This is a genomic window from Paraburkholderia sp. SIMBA_054 (assembly GCF_046534875.1).
In the GTDB taxonomy this organism is placed as follows: Bacteria; Pseudomonadota; Gammaproteobacteria; order Burkholderiales; family Burkholderiaceae; genus Paraburkholderia; species Paraburkholderia hospita.
Map to the genome: position 1 here is coordinate 106,005 of NZ_JAWRXV010000012.1, position 16,446 is coordinate 122,450.

The following is a 16,446-nucleotide window of genomic DNA, read 5'->3' on the forward strand; positions in this document are numbered from 1 at the left end:
ATCCGCTCTCGCGGTCAACGCGGGCCAAACCTGAGTCGCGTCATCTGTTCGGCTTCGTTCGCAAGCAAGGTCGCTGCGTCGCGAATCGCTACTTCGAGCGTGATCGGGCCGGGGGCGGGCGAGAAGCATCCGCTGAAATGCTCGGCGAGTTTTGGCAGCGCCGCTGGGTCGACAGCGCCCGAGAGCAGCGTGGCCGGCACGCCCGCGGCGCGCGCATGCCGGCAGGCGATGAAGGGCGCCTTGCCGTGCAGCGTTTGCACGTCGGAGCGGCCTTCGCCCGTGATGAGCCAGTTGGCGCCTTCGAGCGCTGCGTCGAGGCCGATCTGTCGCGCAACGACTTCCGCGCCCGGCTCGAATTCGGCGCCCAGCATATGCAGTGCGAAACCGAGTCCACCCGCCGCGCCCGCACCCGGCTGGTTGCGCGCGACACGGTTCATGGCCGGCTCGACGAGGTCGGCGAAGCGGGCGAGGGCGGCGTCGATCGTCGCGACCTGCTCCGGCTTTACGCCTTTTTGCGGACCGAAGACTGCCGTTGCACCGTGATCGCCCGTCAACGGGTTGTCGACATCCGACATGCCGACGAACGTTGCCTCGCGCAGACGGGCATCGAGGCCCGATGCGTCGACGCGCGCCAGTTGAGCAAGTTGTTCGGGCGTCGCGTCGAGTTCATGCCCTTGCGCATCGAATAGCTTGAGCCCGAGACCGACCAGCAAACCCGCGCCGCCGTCGTTCGTGCTGCTGCCGCCGAGCGCGACGAAGAAGCGCCGCACACCCGCGTCGAGCAGCGAGCGGATGGCTTCGCCCATACCGCGCGTGCTGCGCTTTTCCACGGGAACGCCCATGCCGACGGGGTCGGTGATGCCGACGACCTCCGCTGTTTCGATGATCGCGCTGCCGTCGGCGAGCAGACCCGTCACGCCTTCGCGCGCAGGGCCTGCCGCGCCCCGCACCGTGAGCATGCGGCGTTCGCCGCCGCTGGTGAGCATGGCGTCGAGCGTGCCTTCGCCGCCGTCGGCCATTGCGCAGACACGGATCGTCGCGTCGGGCCGCGCGCGCAGAATGCCCGTCGCGATGGATTGCGCGACCTGCTCCGCGGAGAGCGAACCTTTGAACGAGTCAGGGGCGATGACGACGATAGGCGCGGACGACGTATTCGGCATGGTGTCTCTGATGATTTGCTATGAGTAGGCATCGCTGTGCTCGCCGCGATGCGATGAAGCGCCCGGAACGCCTATGCACGCGGCAGCGGCGTATCAGGATGTGGTGAAGCTTATCAGCATGCGACGCGCGACTGAATATACCGGAAGGTATAGGCAGAATTGACTTTGATTCACAGCTGTCGCGGACCGAGACGCATCGCAGGCGCGTTTGGAATCGTTCGAATGACGGTCGGAATCGAGCTTCGCAAGCCACAAACAATCGCGAAACAGCGAATCCGGCTAGCCGCGCAAATAGTTTGCTAAAATATTTGGCTCTCTGACCCAAACTGTGCTGCCGGCGGCCTCACAGCCCGCGGCGAGAGGCACGCGATCGATGTCACCCGTGACTGAGCGAAGCGTAGCGGCGACCCGCGCAAAAGCGAATGCAACGCGCAGTGTCGAACGCACGACGCAAAGCGGACATCGACAGGCGGCGCACACAAGATAACTGATTCGCTCGAATAATTTTAGGACGATTGAAGCCATGGCTAACGTTGTTGAAAACCTCGGCAAGCTCGAACGCCGCGTGACGATTTCCCTGCCGAAAGACACTGTGCAGAAGGAAGTGGATTCGCGTATCCGTCAACTCGCGAAGAACGTGCGCATGCCGGGTTTCCGCCCGGGCAAGGTGCCGCTCAAGATGGTGACGCAGCAGTACGCGGGTCAGGTGGAAGCCGAAGTGCTGAGCGACAAGGTTGGCAAGGAGTTCTTCGACATCAGCCGCGCGGAAAACCTGCGCGTCGCTGGCCAGCCGAGCTTCAGCCCGAAGACGGACGCGACTGAAGGCGACTACGCATTCGACGCGACCTTCGAGGTTTACCCGGAAGTGAAGCTGGGCGACGTCGCGACGGCTGAAATCGAACGCACGAAGACCACCATCAGCGACGCTGAAATCGACCGCACGCTCGACATCCTGCGCAAGCAGCGCGTGCACTACCACGCTCGCGGCGAATCCGGCGAGCATGGCGACGGCGGCGCGGACACGGCTGCGAAAGACGGCGACCGCGTGACGGTCGACTTCGTCGGCAAGATCGACGGTGAAGCATTCCAGGGCGGCAGCGCGGACGACTTCGCGTTTGTCCTGGGTGAAGGCCGCATGCTGCCGGAATTCGAAAAGGCCGCGCTTGGCCTGAAGGTCGGCGAGTCGAAGGAATTCGACCTTGCGTTCCCCGAGGACTATCACGGCAAGGAAGTCGCCGGCAAGACCGCGCAATTCACCATCACGATGAAGACGATCGAGTGGCCGCATCTGCCCGAAATCGACGGCGAATTCGCGAAGTCGCTCGGCATCGAAGACGGCGATCTGACGAAGATGCGCGCCGAAATCCGTGACAACCTCGAGCGCGAAGCGAAGCGCCGCACGCAGGCTGTCGTGAAGAACCAGGTGATGGACGCGCTGCTGAAGATCTCCGAACTCGACGTGCCGAAAGCGCTGGTCGAGCAGGATCAGGAGCGCCTCGTCGAAATGGCGCGTCAAGACCTCACGCAACGCGGCGTGCCGAACGCAAAGGACGCACCGATCCCCGCAGAAATGTTCGCCGAGCAGGCAGAGCGCCGCGTCAAGCTGGGCCTCGTGCTGGCCGAGCTGGTCAAGGCCAACGAGCTGCAGGCCAAGCCGGAACAGATCCGCGCGGAAGTCGATGAATTCGCGAAGAGCTACGAAGACCCGAAGGAAGTCGTCCGCTGGTATTATTCGAACCAGCAGCGTCTTGCCGAGATGGAAGCGTATGTCGTTGAGTCCAACGTCGTCGATTTCGTCCTGAGCAAGGCGAAGGTGACGGACAAGGAAGTGAGCTTCGAAGAGCTGGCAAGCGCAACGGCGCAAGCGTAATAGCATCGCTGTAACGGCGTGCTGGCTGTCCGAGCGACGGCCTGCACGCCGTTTTTCCATATGAGCACGGCCGATTATGCTAAAAGAACGCTCGTCGGCCGTTTTGGCTCTTGAAGAAACGCGCGGCCGCACCTACTTGTCCAGAACCGATTATCAGAACATTTCCTGACAAGGATCCATTGCATGACCTTTCGCGCTCAAATGCTGGACACGTTGACCTCGCAGTCGTCGCGGGATCGGGATCTCGAAGCGCAAGCGCTCGGCCTCGTGCCGATCGTCGTCGAAACGAGCGGCCGCGGTGAACGTTCGTATGACATCTACTCGCGCCTGCTGAAGGAGCGCGTGGTGTTCCTGGTTGGCGAAGTGAACGATCAGACTGCGAACCTCGTGATCGCACAGTTGCTGTTCCTCGAAAGCGAAAATCCGGACAAGGACATTAGCTTCTACATCAACAGCCCGGGCGGCTCGGTGTCGGCAGGGATGGCGATCTACGACACGATGCAATTCATCAAGCCGGACGTCTCGACGCTGTGCATGGGCCTCGCGGCCAGCATGGGCGCGTTCCTGCTGGCAGCGGGCGCGAAGGGCAAGCGTTTTGCGCTGCCGAACGCACGCGTGATGATTCACCAGCCGCTGGGCGGCGCGCGCGGCCAGGCATCGGACATCGAAATTCAGGCACGCGAAATCCTGTACCTGAAGGAGCGCCTGAACCAGTTGCTGTCGCACCACACCGGTCAACCCGTGGAGCGTATCCAGCGCGACACGGACCGCGACAACTTCATGTCGGGTGACGATGCGCAGGCTTATGGCCTCGTCGACCAGGTGCTGCACAAGCGTCCGTAAACAATCGCTGAAACATGGCTGATCCGGAGCGCTTTTTCTCCAAATTGGGGGAGGAGCGCCGGCGCGAAACCTTGTGAAATAATAAGACCCGTCTGAACGCCTGCGGCAAACGCCGTCACAGCTTTTGCGCATCCGTCCCGCCCCGAACTGAACGAGGTGGGCAAACGGCGTATCATGTCATTCGAGTGTCCGGAGGCTCACACATCTATGGCGGACAAAAAAGGTTCTAACAGCGAGAAGCTGTTGTATTGCTCGTTCTGCGGCAAAAGCCAGCACGAGGTTAAAAAACTGATTGCTGGCCCGTCGGTATTCATCTGTGATGAATGTATCGACCTGTGCAACGAAATCATTCGCGACGAAGCAGCGGGCGCGGGTCTGGAAACGGGCCTGTCCAAGTCCGACCTGCCCAGTCCTCAGGAAATCCGCGACATTCTCGATCAATACGTGATCGGGCAAGAACGCGCGAAGAAAATTCTCGCGGTTGCGGTCTACAACCACTACAAGCGCCTGAAACATCTCGACAAGAAGGACGACATCGAGCTGTCGAAGAGCAACATCCTGCTGATCGGGCCGACCGGCTCCGGCAAGACGCTGCTCGCGCAGACCCTTGCACGCCTTCTGAACGTGCCGTTCGTGATTGCCGATGCAACCACGCTGACGGAAGCCGGCTATGTCGGCGAGGATGTCGAGAACATCATTCAGAAGCTGCTGCAAAACTGCAATTACGAAGTCGACAAGGCGCAGCGTGGCATCGTCTATATCGACGAAATCGACAAGATCAGCCGCAAGTCCGACAACCCGTCGATTACCCGTGACGTGTCGGGCGAAGGCGTGCAGCAGGCGCTGCTGAAGCTGGTCGAAGGCACGATGGCGTCGGTCCCGCCGCAAGGTGGCCGTAAGCATCCGAACCAGGATTTCATCCAGGTCGATACGACCAACATCCTGTTTATCTGCGGCGGTGCGTTCGATGGCCTCGAAAAGGTGATCGTGGACCGTACGGAGAAAACGGGGATCGGTTTCGGCGCGAGTGTCAAGAGCAAGCAGGATCGTGATGCAGGCGAAGTGCTGCGCGAAGTCGAGCCGGAAGATCTCATCAAATTCGGCCTGATTCCAGAACTGATCGGACGTCTGCCCGTCGTGGCGACGCTCGGCAAGCTGGACGAAGTCGCGCTGATGAAGATTCTGGTCGAACCCAAGAACGCGCTCATCAAGCAGTATCACAAGCTGTTCAACATGGAACGCGTCGAGCTGGAGATCCGTCCGGCCGCGCTGCAAGCCATCGCCCGCAAGGCGATCCGTCGTAAGACGGGCGCACGTGGCTTGCGTTCGATCCTGGAACAGGCGTTGCTTGACGTCATGTACGAATTGCCGACAATGAAGGGCGTCAGCAAAGTCATTATTGACGACAATGTTATTGATGGTGACGGAAAGCCGCTACTGATCTACGAAGACGCGCCAAAGGTTGCGGGTTCGAATTGATCGGCTTCCCGATTTTTGAAAAAAAGCCGTTCATGGCGACGTGAACGGCTTTTTTCGTTTATCGTGTCGTCAGGATGGACTGTTTTTCTGGAGTCACTGAACTTTTCCCACACGCGAAGGCTTGCAATCTTTTTTGTCGGCCTCAACTATCGAACAAACTGATTCCACTCATGGGGAAATGAAATGTCAGGAACCCAACTCCTCCCGCCGGAACGCGTCACACTCCCGCTGCTCCCGCTGCGCGACGTAGTCGTTTTCCCACACATGGTGATCCCGCTCTTCGTGGGTCGCCCGAAGTCGATCAAGGCGTTGGAAGCCGCAATGGAAGGTGGCAAGCACATCATGCTTGTTGCCCAGAAAACGGCGGCCAAAGACGAGCCGACCGAAAAGGACATGTACGAAGTTGGCTGTATCGCCAACATCCTGCAGATGCTCAAGCTGCCCGACGGCACCGTGAAGGTGCTGGTCGAAGGTCTGCAGCGCGCAAAGACGCTGTCGATCGAAGAGCAGGAAACGCAATTCTCGTGCGAAGTGATGCCGCTCGAGCCCGACCACGCCGATAGCGCTGAAACGGAAGCGCTGCGTCGCGCGATCGTGTCGCAGTTCGATCAGTACGTGAAGCTGAACAAGAAGATCCCGCCGGAGATTCTGACGTCGCTGTCGGGTATCGATGAAGCCGGGCGTCTTGCCGATACGATCGCTGCGCATCTGCCGCTCAAGCTCGACCAGAAGCAACAGATCCTCGAAATGTTCCCAGTCATCGAGCGCCTCGAGCATCTGCTCGCGCAACTCGAAGCCGAGATCGACATTCTGCAGGTCGAAAAGCGCATCCGTGGACGCGTCAAGCGTCAGATGGAGAAGAGCCAGCGCGAGTACTACCTGAACGAGCAGGTCAAGGCCATCCAGAAGGAACTGGGCGAAGGCGAAGAGGGTGCGGATCTCGAAGAGCTCGAGAAGCGCATCACCGCTGCGCGCATGCCGAAGGAAGCCAAGAAGAAGGCCGACGCCGAGCTGAAGAAGCTCAAGCTGATGTCGCCGATGTCGGCGGAAGCTACCGTCGTGCGCAACTACATCGACACGCTGATCGGCCTGCCGTGGCGCAAGAAGAGCAAGGTCAACAACGACCTCTCGAATGCCGAACGCGTGCTGGACGAAGACCACTTCGGTCTCGAGAAGGTGAAGGAACGCATTCTCGAGTACCTCGCGGTTCAACAGCGCGTGGACAAGGTGAAGGCGCCGATCCTGTGCCTCGTCGGGCCGCCGGGCGTCGGCAAGACGTCGCTGGGCCAGTCGATTGCGCGCGCAACGAATCGCAAGTTCGTGCGCATGGCGCTGGGTGGTGTGCGTGACGAAGCCGAGATTCGCGGCCACCGTCGTACGTACATCGGCTCGATGCCGGGCAAGATCCTGCAAAGCCTGACCAAGGTCGGCGTGCGCAATCCGCTCTTCCTGCTCGACGAAGTCGACAAGATGGGCATGGATTTCCGCGGCGATCCGTCGTCGGCGCTGCTCGAAGTGCTCGACCCGGAACAGAACCACACGTTCGCCGATCACTACGTCGAAGTGGACTTCGACCTGTCGGACGTGATGTTCGTCGCGACGTCGAACTCGCTGAACATTCCGCCGCCGCTGCTCGACCGGATGGAAGTGATCCGTCTGTCGGGCTACACGGAAGACGAGAAGGTCAGCATCGCGCAACGCTATCTGCTGCCGAAGCAGAAGAAGAACAACGGCTTGAAGCCCGGTGAGATCGACGTCACGGAAACCGCCATCCGCGACATCATTCGTTACTACACGCGTGAAGCGGGCGTGCGTTCGCTCGAGCGTGAAATTTCGAAGATCTGCCGCAAGGTGGTGAAGATGCTTCTGCTGAAGAAGGCGGACAAGGCAGTCACCGTCGACGGCAAGAACATCGACACGTTCCTCGGCGTACGCAAGTACGACTTCGGTCTGGCCGCGAAGGAAAACCAGACCGGCCAGGTCACGGGTCTCGCGTGGACGGAAGTGGGCGGCGATCTGCTGACGATCGAAGCGGCCGTGATGCCGGGCAAGGGCAACGTGATCCGTACGGGTTCGCTCGGCGACGTGATGAAGGAATCCGTCGAAGCCGCGCGTTCGGTGGTGCGTTCGCGTTCGCGCCGTCTCGGTGTCAAGGACGAAGCGTTCGAGAAGCAGGACATCCACATCCACGTGCCGGAAGGCGCGACGCCGAAGGACGGTCCGTCTGCCGGTATCGCGATGACGACGGCGCTGGTGTCGGTGCTCACGGGTATCCCCGTGCGCGCGGATGTCGCGATGACGGGCGAAATCACGCTGCGTGGCGAAGTGCTGCCGATCGGCGGGCTGAAGGAGAAGCTGCTGGCAGCGCATCGCGGCGGCATCAAGCTCGTGCTGATCCCGGAAGAAAACGTCAAGGATCTGACGGAGATTCCGGACAACGTGAAGAACGCGATCGAGATCGTGCCCGTCCGCTGGATCGACAAGGTACTGGAACTGGCGCTGGAACATGGTCCGGCTCCGCTGCCGGATGAAGAGCCGAAGGCGGCTGCGCCCGTTGGTGAGTCGAAAGACTCAGGCGCAAGCGATGTCGTGAAGCACTAAGCCAAACGCAAAGTACTGAGCGCCTTAACGGCTCACTCAGTTTTCAGCGAACAAGAACCCGCGGCCTGGTCCGCGGGTTTTTTTATTGCTCGCGCAAGGGACGCAAACGTTTAATCATTAGCCGTCGATAGAGCAATTCACCCGCTATCCAGGACGCACGGAGACACGTGGCAAACTGGTTGCATCCGCATCGATCACCTTGCAAGACTTTGTCATCGACAGACCCTCGACGACCCCCTCGAATCAGGCTCAATCCCGCTTGACACAAGGGTTTCGGCCCATTCTAATGAGTGGCCGGCAAATTCTGCCGTGCCGTATATAACCGGGCGCATAAGCGCTTTCATGATTGGCCAACTACATTCTCGGGGGCTTGGAATGAATAAAACGGAATTGATCGATCACATCGCGCAGCAAGCCGACATTTCGAAAGCGGCAGCAGGTCGCGCGTTGGATGCCGTGATCGGTGGTGTCAAAGGCACGTTGAAAAAGGGTGGTTCGGTCACGCTGGTCGGCTTCGGCACGTTTGCCGTTGGCAAGCGCACGGCACGCACGGGGCGCAATCCGCGCACGGGCGCCGCAATCAAGATCAAGGCAGCCAAGGTCCCTAAATTTAGGCCTGGCAAAGCTCTGAAGGATGCGTTAAACTAATGGGCTCGCTGCTTGATGAATATGTCGATGCGAGTCGGCATCAAGCGTCAGGCAGCGGCGATCTCGGAGCGGGTGCTTAGCTCAGTTGGTAGAGCGGCGCCCTTACAAGGCGTAGGTCGGGAGTTCGAGCCTCTCAGCACCCACCAGTTCCAGATCGAAGTGACACGCTGCAGTGTATGCAGCATAAGGAGTGGTAGTTCAGTCGGTTAGAATACCGGCCTGTCACGCCGGGGGTCGCGGGTTCGAGTCCCGTCCACTCCGCCAGTATCCTAGAAAGGCGAACTCCGGTTCGCCTTTTTTATTGCCCGCTGTTGTACTATCGGGCGTTCCGTTTTTGGCATCCGACTTTTGCCTCCTCAAGCATGCTCGATTTCTTTCGCAATCACCAACGTCTGATGATGTTGATGCTCATCCTGGGCATCCTGCCGGGTTTGGGTTTTGTCGGTATCCAGGGCTTCCGTGGCTTCTTTGACGAGAGCGCGAATGTCGCTAGCGTCAACGGACACAAGATCACCCGCGGCGAGTATGACAACGCGTGGCGTCAGCAGATGGACCGCGCGCGTCAGATGCTCGGCGCACAGTTCGACCCGAAGATGTTCGACACGCCGGAGCGCCGCAAGGAAATGCTCGATGGGCTGATCCAGCAACGCGTGCTCGCCGATGAGACGCAACGTCTGCATCTGACGGTGTCAGACGATGCACTGCGTCGCGCGCTGATGGCCGATCCCGTCATCGGCTCGCTGAAGAATCCCGACGGCTCGATCGACCTGAACAAATACAAAGAACTCCTTGCGATGCAGGGCATCACGCCCGATCAATACCAGGAGCAGGTTCGCTACAGCATGGCGATGCAACAGTTGCCCGCAGCCATCACGCAGACCTCGTTCACGCCGAAGACGCTCGCGCAGCATCTGACCGAACTCGCCGAGCAGCAGCGCGAAGTGCAGGGTCTCGCGTTCCGCTCGAAGGAGTACGAGTCGAAGGTGCAGCCGACTGATGCGCAAATTCAGGCGTACTACGATGCGCATCGCGACGACTTCGCGACGCCCGCGACGGCCACGATCCAGTATCTCGTGATGTCGCCCGCGACGATCGCGGCATCGGCGAATCCGAGCGACGCAGATCTCAAAAAGTACTACGACGACAACATCGCCCACTACCGCACGGCGGGTGAAGTGCGCGCGAGCCACATCCTGATCTCGGCGCCGAAAGACGCGAGCGCCGCCGACAAGGACAAGGCAAAGCAGAAAGCGCAGGAAATCCTCGCGCAGATCAAGGCGCATCCCGACCAGTTCGCGCAGCTTGCGCAGCAGGATTCGCAGGACCCGGGTTCGGCGTCGAAGGGCGGCGATCTGGGCTACTTCAGCCCGGGCATGATCGCGGGCGGCAAGGCTTTCGACGACGCCGTCTTCAAGATGAAGAAGGATGAGATCAGCGATCTGATCCAGTCGGACTTCGGCTATCACATCGTCAAGGTGACGGACGTTAAGCCGTCGGTGACGAAGCCGTTCGACGAAGTGAAGGATTCGATCGCAAAGGATCTCAAGGCGCAACTCGCCACGAAGGCATTCAGCGACGATTCGGAAGGCTTCACGTCGACCGTCTACGAACAGTCGAAGAGCCTGCAACCGGCCGCGGACAAATACAAGCTGCAGATCCAGACGGCGACGGTTACGCCGCAGCCGAGCAGCGCGTTGCCGCCGGATAGCCCGCTCAACAACCCGAAATTCCTCGCGGCCGTGTTTGCGAACGATTCGGCGAAGGACCGCAACAACACGCAGGCAATCGACGTCGGCAACAACACGCTCATCGCGGCACACGTGACCGACTACAAGCCGGCCGCCGTGCCCGCGCTCGCCGCCGTCAAGGATGCCGTGCGTCAGAAAGTGGTCGCGCAGCAGGCTGCCGATCTCGCGCGCAAGGAAGGCGAGGCGAAGCTGGCGGACCTGCAGAAGTCGAAGTCGACGCAGGGTTTCTCGTCCGCGCTGAAGGTGTCCCGCAGCGACGCGCAAGGTGTGCCGCCCGCCGCATTGAGCGCAATTTACAAGGTCGATGCGCAGAAATTGCCGGCGTACGTCGGCGTCGACCTCGGCGCAGACGGCTATGCGATCTATCGCGTGAACGCTGTCGTGCAACCCGCGCCGACCGATGCGCAGCGTCTGGCGTCGGCGCAGCAGCAAATCGCTTCGGTGAATGCGCAGGCTGAAGCCGAGTCGTACCTGGATGCGGTGCGCACGCGGTCGAAGGTGAAGATGTACGGTTCGCTCGACAACCCGCAATCAGGCGAATAAGCCGGTCCAGGGAGCCGCATGCGTGCGGCTTCTTGATCCGCCACAAAAAAAGCCCCGCACGATGCGGGGCTTTTTGCTTTGCGAGAAGCGTTGGGAAGGATTACAGGCAGGCGCTGATATCGCCCGTTGCGTCGCTGCCGGCGCCGCCCGCGGCGCGGAAGCCAACCCAGGTGCCGGAGCCCTGATAGTTCGGCCGCACGACGGCAGCCGCGCCGTTCGGCGGCTGCTGGCCGGGTACGTAAACGTCCATCGCTGCGTCGTTGGCCAATGTATCTTGTGCAACGACCTGCTGCTGGGTCTTGTCAGCCCACTTCTTGGCAATGCACTGGCCGACGACCTTCGGCGGCTGCTGGCTGGTGCCAACCGATTGCACACCGGCCGGCGGTTGCGCGGCACAAGCGGAAATGGCGACGGCCATAGCGATAATCGGTAAGTATTTCACGTTATCTCCTTCCAGAAATCGCTCACATGGAGCCGGTTGTCGAATTCAGACGAACCTGTCTGATCGACCATGGGTGATCACGTTCCCATCATTCGGAAACAAGCTGTTAGCGCGCTGTAACACCTAATGGCGCTTTCACTTTCACTGAGACGAGGTGCGGAGCAGCGGCTTCAGCGCTGACCACACGTTGTCCAGTAGCAGGGGCTGTGCCTGTTGGGTCGGATGAATCTGATCGGACTGGAACATGTCCGGCTTGTCTTCGATCCCAGCAAGGAGAAATGGGACGAGTGGCACGCGCAACTGCTTCGATAGCTGGCCGTAGAGCCCGTGGAACTTTTGCGTGTAGTCAGGGCCGTAATTGGGCGGCACGTACATGCCGACGAGCAGAACTTTCGCGTGGCCTTGCTGCGCCTGTTCGATGATCGTGCGGAGATTGTCTTCCGTGGTGTCGAGCGGGACGCCGCGCAGCGCGTCGTTGGCGCCGAGCTCCACGATCACGACGGCGGGCTTGAGCCGCTGCATCAACGCAGGCAGGCGGGCGCGCCCGCCGCTTGTCGTGTCGCCACTGATGCTCGCATTGGCAACGTTATAATCGATTCGCTCACTCGACAAACGCTGACGCATCAGCGAAACCCAGCCGGTGTCGCGAGGCAGGCCGTACTCGGCGGAGAGGCTGTCGCCGAGCACGATGATCGTCGGCTTCGCCTGTTGCGTATTGCTGCCTGTGGGGTTTGCCATGGCAGCGGCCGCGGTGGCGTTGCCGGCGGCCTGAGCGGACGCAGAAAAAGTCGCGGCGAACACGATGGGAAAATACGCCGCAGTCAGCGCCGTGATCGACGCAACGGCGCGTACTTTCAACCTACGCTTCACCATGCAAAAGAAAACCGATCCAGTCATCGAAGTGCGGGGTTTATGCAAGAGGGTTAAGGATGCGACGGGTGAGCTGACGATCCTCGACAACATCGACCTGTCGATTCAGGCAAGCAGCCGCGTGGCGATCGTCGGCGCGTCGGGCTCCGGCAAGTCTACGCTGCTCGGACTGCTTGCCGGATTGGACAGCGCGACCTCGGGGTCGGTTCGTCTGCTCGGCCGCGAACTGACGGAACTCGATGAAGACGGCCGCGCCGCGCTGCGCAATGGTTCCGTCGGCTTTGTGTTTCAGTCCTTCCAGTTGATGCCGCATCTGACCGCGCTCGAAAACGTCACGCTGCCGCTCGAGCTGCAGGGCGAGCTGTCGGCGCGCGAGATTCACGCGCGCGCGCGGACGCTGTTGACGCAGGTTGGCCTCGGCGAGCGCATGCGGCATTACCCGAAGCTGCTGTCGGGCGGTGAGCAGCAGCGCGTGGCGCTTGCCCGCGCGTTCGCCACGCATCCCGCCATCCTGTTCGCCGACGAGCCGACGGGTAGCCTCGATGCCGCTACGGGACATGCCGTCATTGATCTGATGTTCGAGATGAATCGCGCGAACGGTGCGACGCTGGTGCTGGTTACGCATGACGTGGAGCTTGCGCGCCGCTGCGATACGACAGTGACGATCGAAGCAGGGCGCCTGATCTGATCACACAGTGTGACGTAAAAAAACGGGCCTTCAAGTTGAAGGCCCGTTTGCATTCACGCCGCTGAACGACGGGGATCAGCGCTTCAGTGCCGCGCGTGCCCGCGCGATCAATGCCGACGTCGACGAGTCGTGCTTCTTCTCGTCCAGGCTTGCGCTGGTGATATCCGCCTCGACGACCTTGCCGAGGATCTTGCCCAGCTCGACGCCCCACTGGTCGAACGAGTTGATGTTCCAGACCGTGCCTTGCACGAGCACCTTGTGTTCGTACAGCGCGATCAGCGCGCCGAGTGAACGGGCGGTGAGGGCATCGACGAGCAGCGTGGTGGTGGGACGGTTGCCCGGGAACATGATGTGAGGCACGAGTTCCGCCTTGTTCGGTCCGGCCACTTTTTCGGCTTCTTCACGCGTGCGGCCGAGCATCAGTGCTTCGCTTTGCGCGAAGCAGTTCGCCAGCAGCTTCGGATGATGCGAAACAAGCGGGTGCTCGGGTGTCAGCACGGCGACGAAATCGATCGGGACGATGGTCGGACCCTGGTGCAGCATCTGGAAGAACGCGTGCTGGCCGTTCGTGCCCGGCTCGCCCCACGTGACGGCGGATGTATCGTAGGTGACGAACGAGCCGTCCAGACACGCCTGCTTGCCGTTGCTTTCCATTTCGAGCTGCTGCAGGTACGACGACAGGAAATGCAGTGCTTCCGAATACGGCGCGACCAGATAGCTTTGCGAGCCGAAGAAGTTGCGATACCAGATGCCGATCATGCCCATTAGCACGGGCAGGTTGCGATCGAGCGGCGCGCTGCGGAAATGCTCGTCCATCTCGTTCGCGCCTGCGAGCAGTTCGTCGAACTGTTTCGGACCGACGGCGATCATGATCGACAGGCCCACGGCCGACCACAGCGAATAGCGGCCGCCAACCCAGTCCCACATCTCGAACACGTTTTCCTGCGCGATGCCGAACTTGACGACTTCGGTGGGATTCGCCGATACGCCGACAAAGTGCTTCGCCAGTTGGTTTTCAGGGCAGCCTTTCTCGACGAACCAGTCGCGCAGCGAATTGGCGTTGGTCATCGTTTCGAGCGTCGTGAATGTCTTCGAAACGATGATGGCCAGCGTTTCTTCCGGATCGATCTCGGTCAGCACGCGATACAGGTCCGCACCGTCGACGTTCGATACGAAGTGCGTGGTGATGTCTGGTGTGGCGAGGTGATGCAGTGCATGCACGACCATCTTCGGCCCGAGGTCCGAACCGCCAATACCGATGTTCACGACATAGCGAATGCGCTTGCCCGTATAGCCCTTCCATTCGCCGCTGCGGACCTTGTCGGCGAACGCGGCCATCTTCGCGCGCTCGGCCTGTATCTTGCCGTAGAACGGCGCATTCGGATTGCTGGCGCGCAGCGCCGTATGCAGCACCGCGCGGCCTTCCGTCGGATTGACGATGTCGCCCGCGAACATCGCGTCGCGGCGTTTTTCGACGTTGGCTTCGCGCGCGAGTTGCACTAGCAGCTTCAGCGTTTCGTCGGTGATGCGGTTCTTCGAGAAATCGGCCGCGAGACCGCCGCCGGCAAGGGTGAACCGTTCGGCGCGCGTCGGCGCGGGATCGTTCTCGGGTGCAAACCAGTCGCGCAGGCGCGCATCGCGAATCTGTTCGTAGTGTGTTTGCAGCGAGTTCCAGGCGGGGAGCGAGTTGAGAGTCATAACCGTCCGTCTAACGAAGGAAAACGAATGGCCGGCCGCGCATCGGGCGTGCCGGGGGTGATCTGCAGACGCGCGGTTGGCTGAGCGGTACGGTCGCCGGATGCGCGGCGGCGTGTCTCGTGCCCCGTCAGCGGGCGTCTGCGGTTCGCGTCGCGGCCGATGGACGGCCGCACGACGCAGTCAATCAGTATAGCGGGCCAGGATGACAGCCGGGATAGATGGGACACGTCGCCAGATAGCGGGATGCTCCTGTGGCACGCGCAGGGCGTCAATCCTGCAACGGATAAACGAGCCGGTTCAACAACTTGCGCACCATCGGCGCGAGCTCGCCCGCTGTGAGGCCGGCCGGACCTTTGCCGCGTGCGGTGAGCGCGTCGGCGGCGAAACCGTGCAGAAAGACGCCTGCGAGCGCTGCCTCGTAGCGCGGAAGACCTTGTCCGAGCAAGGCGCCGATCAGGCCGCCGAGCACGTCGCCCGTACCGCCCGTCGCGAGCGCCGCGTTGCCCGTCGGGTTGACGGCGACGCGCCCGTCCGGCGCCGCGATCACCGTGCCTGTGCCTTTCAGCACGATGACGCTTGCGTAACGCGCGGCCAGTGCGCGCGCCGCTTCCAGCCGGTCGCGCTGCACGCTCTTTGCGTCGGTGCCGAGCAGGCGCGCGGCTTCGAGCGGATGAGGCGTCAGCACGCACGGATCGTTCGCGGACTCGCCGCGCTGCTTCACGGCTGCGGCGAGATCGGCGTGATCGGCGATGAGATTCAACGCATCGGCGTCGAGCAGCTTAGGCACATCAAGCGGCAGCACGTCGCGCAGCACGCTGACAGCGCGCTCGCGCTTGCCCATTCCGCAGCCGATCGACAGCGCGTCCATCTCCGCGAGCGGCAGTTCGTCGAGCGGATGCAGCATCAGTTCAGGATGAGGCGGGTCGTAGGGCGGGCTGCCCGCGCCGAGAAACGCGACGTGGACCTTGCCCGCGCCCGCGTACAGCGCCGCGCGCGCCGCGAGAATCGGCGCGCCGCACATCCCTGTATCGCCGCCCACGACGGCCATGCTGCCGAACGTGCCTTTGTGCGTCGAGTAATCGCGCGGCGGGAAATGCGGAATGAAGAGGGCGGGCCCGTTGAGTCGGACTTGCGGCTCGTCAGGCCATTCGAGCCCGATGGGCGCGACGGTCACATCGCCCGCAAGGTCGCGTCCCGAGGCCATGTAAAGACCCGGCTTCGCACCAATGAACGTGACGGTGTGCGTCGCGCGAACGGCGGCGCCGCCTTCGACGACATTGCCCGTATCGCTGTCCAGCCCGCTCGGCACGTCGAGCGCGAGCACGCGGCCGCGCGTCTTTGCACGCGCGGACAAACGACCGGCAATCGACGCGAACACGCCGTCCAGAGGCCGTGCCAGCCCGATACCGAACATGCCGTCGACAACCCAGCTGTAATCGTCGAACGAGTCCGGCACGGCATTCGAGATCGGCACGCCCGCCGCGCGTGCTTCGGCCAGCGCCCAACGGGCATCGTCGGGCTTCACTTCGACGGGCATGCAAACTTCGACGGTGATACCGGCGCGATGCAGTCCAGCCGCAACGACGAGCGCGTCGCCGCCGTTGTTGCCGGGGCCGGCCACGAGCCATACCGGCTGGTGCGGATTGGTCGTACCGTCGAGTTCGATACGTTCGAGCAGAAAACGCGCGCCCGCACGTCCGGCGCGGCCCATCAGCGTGTGTGCGGGCAGCGTCGCCTCGGCATTTTTTTCGAGCGCGCGCAGTTCGGCGACGCTCAGAAGCGGAAACGGCCGGTCATACGGCTTGACGAGAACGTCGTGAAGGAAAGGCAGGGAGGTATCGGTCATGGCAGCGTAC

The 16,446-nt window shown here is 61.6% G+C and carries 12 protein-coding genes and 2 tRNA genes; 9 read left to right on the forward strand and 5 right to left on the reverse strand.

Annotated features, from left to right (window positions below; all coding sequences use genetic code 11):
* Positions 1–14: 14 nt before the first annotated feature.
* On the reverse strand, positions 15–1,160 hold the full coding sequence (locus SB822_RS16835) for a glycerate kinase (RefSeq protein ID WP_079499551.1): 1,146 nt from the start codon (positions 1,158–1,160) through the stop codon (positions 15–17).
* Between the two features lie 523 nt (positions 1,161–1,683).
* Here SB822_RS16835 and tig point away from each other — a divergent pair.
* From tig to SB822_RS16875, 8 genes are all read left to right on the forward strand, one after another.
* Complete coding sequence (tig, locus tag SB822_RS16840) at positions 1,684–3,030, forward strand: trigger factor (protein WP_079485708.1); 1,347 nt, start codon at positions 1,684–1,686, stop codon at positions 3,028–3,030.
* 183 nt (positions 3,031–3,213) lie between these two features.
* A complete protein-coding gene (gene clpP / locus SB822_RS16845) occupies positions 3,214–3,873 on the forward strand; it encodes an ATP-dependent Clp endopeptidase proteolytic subunit ClpP (protein ID WP_007585897.1) in 660 nt (219 codons plus the stop codon).
* 207 nt (positions 3,874–4,080) lie between these two features.
* A complete protein-coding gene (gene clpX, locus SB822_RS16850; protein ID WP_007585899.1) occupies positions 4,081–5,352 on the forward strand; it encodes an ATP-dependent Clp protease ATP-binding subunit ClpX in 1,272 nt (423 codons plus the stop codon).
* Between the two features lie 183 nt (positions 5,353–5,535).
* A complete protein-coding gene (gene lon / locus SB822_RS16855) occupies positions 5,536–7,953 on the forward strand; it encodes an endopeptidase La (RefSeq protein ID WP_007585905.1) in 2,418 nt (805 codons plus the stop codon).
* A 375-nt stretch (positions 7,954–8,328) separates the two neighbouring features.
* Positions 8,329–8,601, forward strand: coding sequence for an HU family DNA-binding protein (locus SB822_RS16860; RefSeq protein WP_007585907.1), 273 nt, complete (start codon positions 8,329–8,331; stop codon positions 8,599–8,601).
* 70 nt (positions 8,602–8,671) lie between these two features.
* Positions 8,672–8,747 (forward strand) — tRNA-Val (locus SB822_RS16865).
* A gap of 41 nt (positions 8,748–8,788) precedes the next feature.
* Positions 8,789–8,865: transfer RNA gene (locus SB822_RS16870), tRNA-Asp, on the forward strand.
* Between the two features lie 98 nt (positions 8,866–8,963).
* Positions 8,964–10,892, forward strand: a complete 1,929-nt coding sequence (locus tag SB822_RS16875; protein ID WP_410855210.1) for a SurA N-terminal domain-containing protein — start codon at positions 8,964–8,966, stop codon at positions 10,890–10,892.
* Positions 10,893–10,992: 100 nt separating this feature from the next.
* Here SB822_RS16875 and SB822_RS16880 read toward each other — a convergent pair whose 3' ends face one another.
* Both SB822_RS16880 and SB822_RS16885 read right to left on the reverse strand, forming a co-directional pair.
* Positions 10,993–11,334, reverse strand: a complete 342-nt coding sequence (locus tag SB822_RS16880) for a hypothetical protein (protein ID WP_007585909.1) — start codon at positions 11,332–11,334, stop codon at positions 10,993–10,995.
* Positions 11,335–11,475: 141 nt separating this feature from the next.
* A complete protein-coding gene (locus tag SB822_RS16885) occupies positions 11,476–12,204 on the reverse strand; it encodes an arylesterase (protein ID WP_407671763.1) in 729 nt (242 codons plus the stop codon).
* A 1-nt stretch (position 12,205) separates the two neighbouring features.
* Here SB822_RS16885 and SB822_RS16890 point away from each other — a divergent pair, with 1 nt between their 5' ends.
* Positions 12,206–12,892 (forward strand): ABC transporter ATP-binding protein, encoded by a 687-nt coding sequence (locus tag SB822_RS16890; RefSeq protein WP_035539346.1) that lies wholly within the window; start codon positions 12,206–12,208, stop codon positions 12,890–12,892.
* 75 nt (positions 12,893–12,967) lie between these two features.
* On the opposite strand, the gene pgi is transcribed toward SB822_RS16890, so the two are convergent.
* Both pgi and SB822_RS16900 read right to left on the reverse strand, forming a co-directional pair.
* Positions 12,968–14,590 carry a glucose-6-phosphate isomerase gene (gene pgi / locus SB822_RS16895; RefSeq protein ID WP_007585913.1) on the reverse strand — a complete coding sequence of 541 codons (1,623 nt, stop codon included), beginning with the start codon at positions 14,588–14,590 and terminating at the stop codon, positions 12,968–12,970.
* 268 nt (positions 14,591–14,858) lie between these two features.
* Positions 14,859–16,436, reverse strand: coding sequence for an NAD(P)H-hydrate dehydratase (locus SB822_RS16900; RefSeq protein ID WP_090835195.1), 1,578 nt, complete (start codon positions 16,434–16,436; stop codon positions 14,859–14,861).
* Positions 16,437–16,446 lie beyond the last annotated feature (10 nt).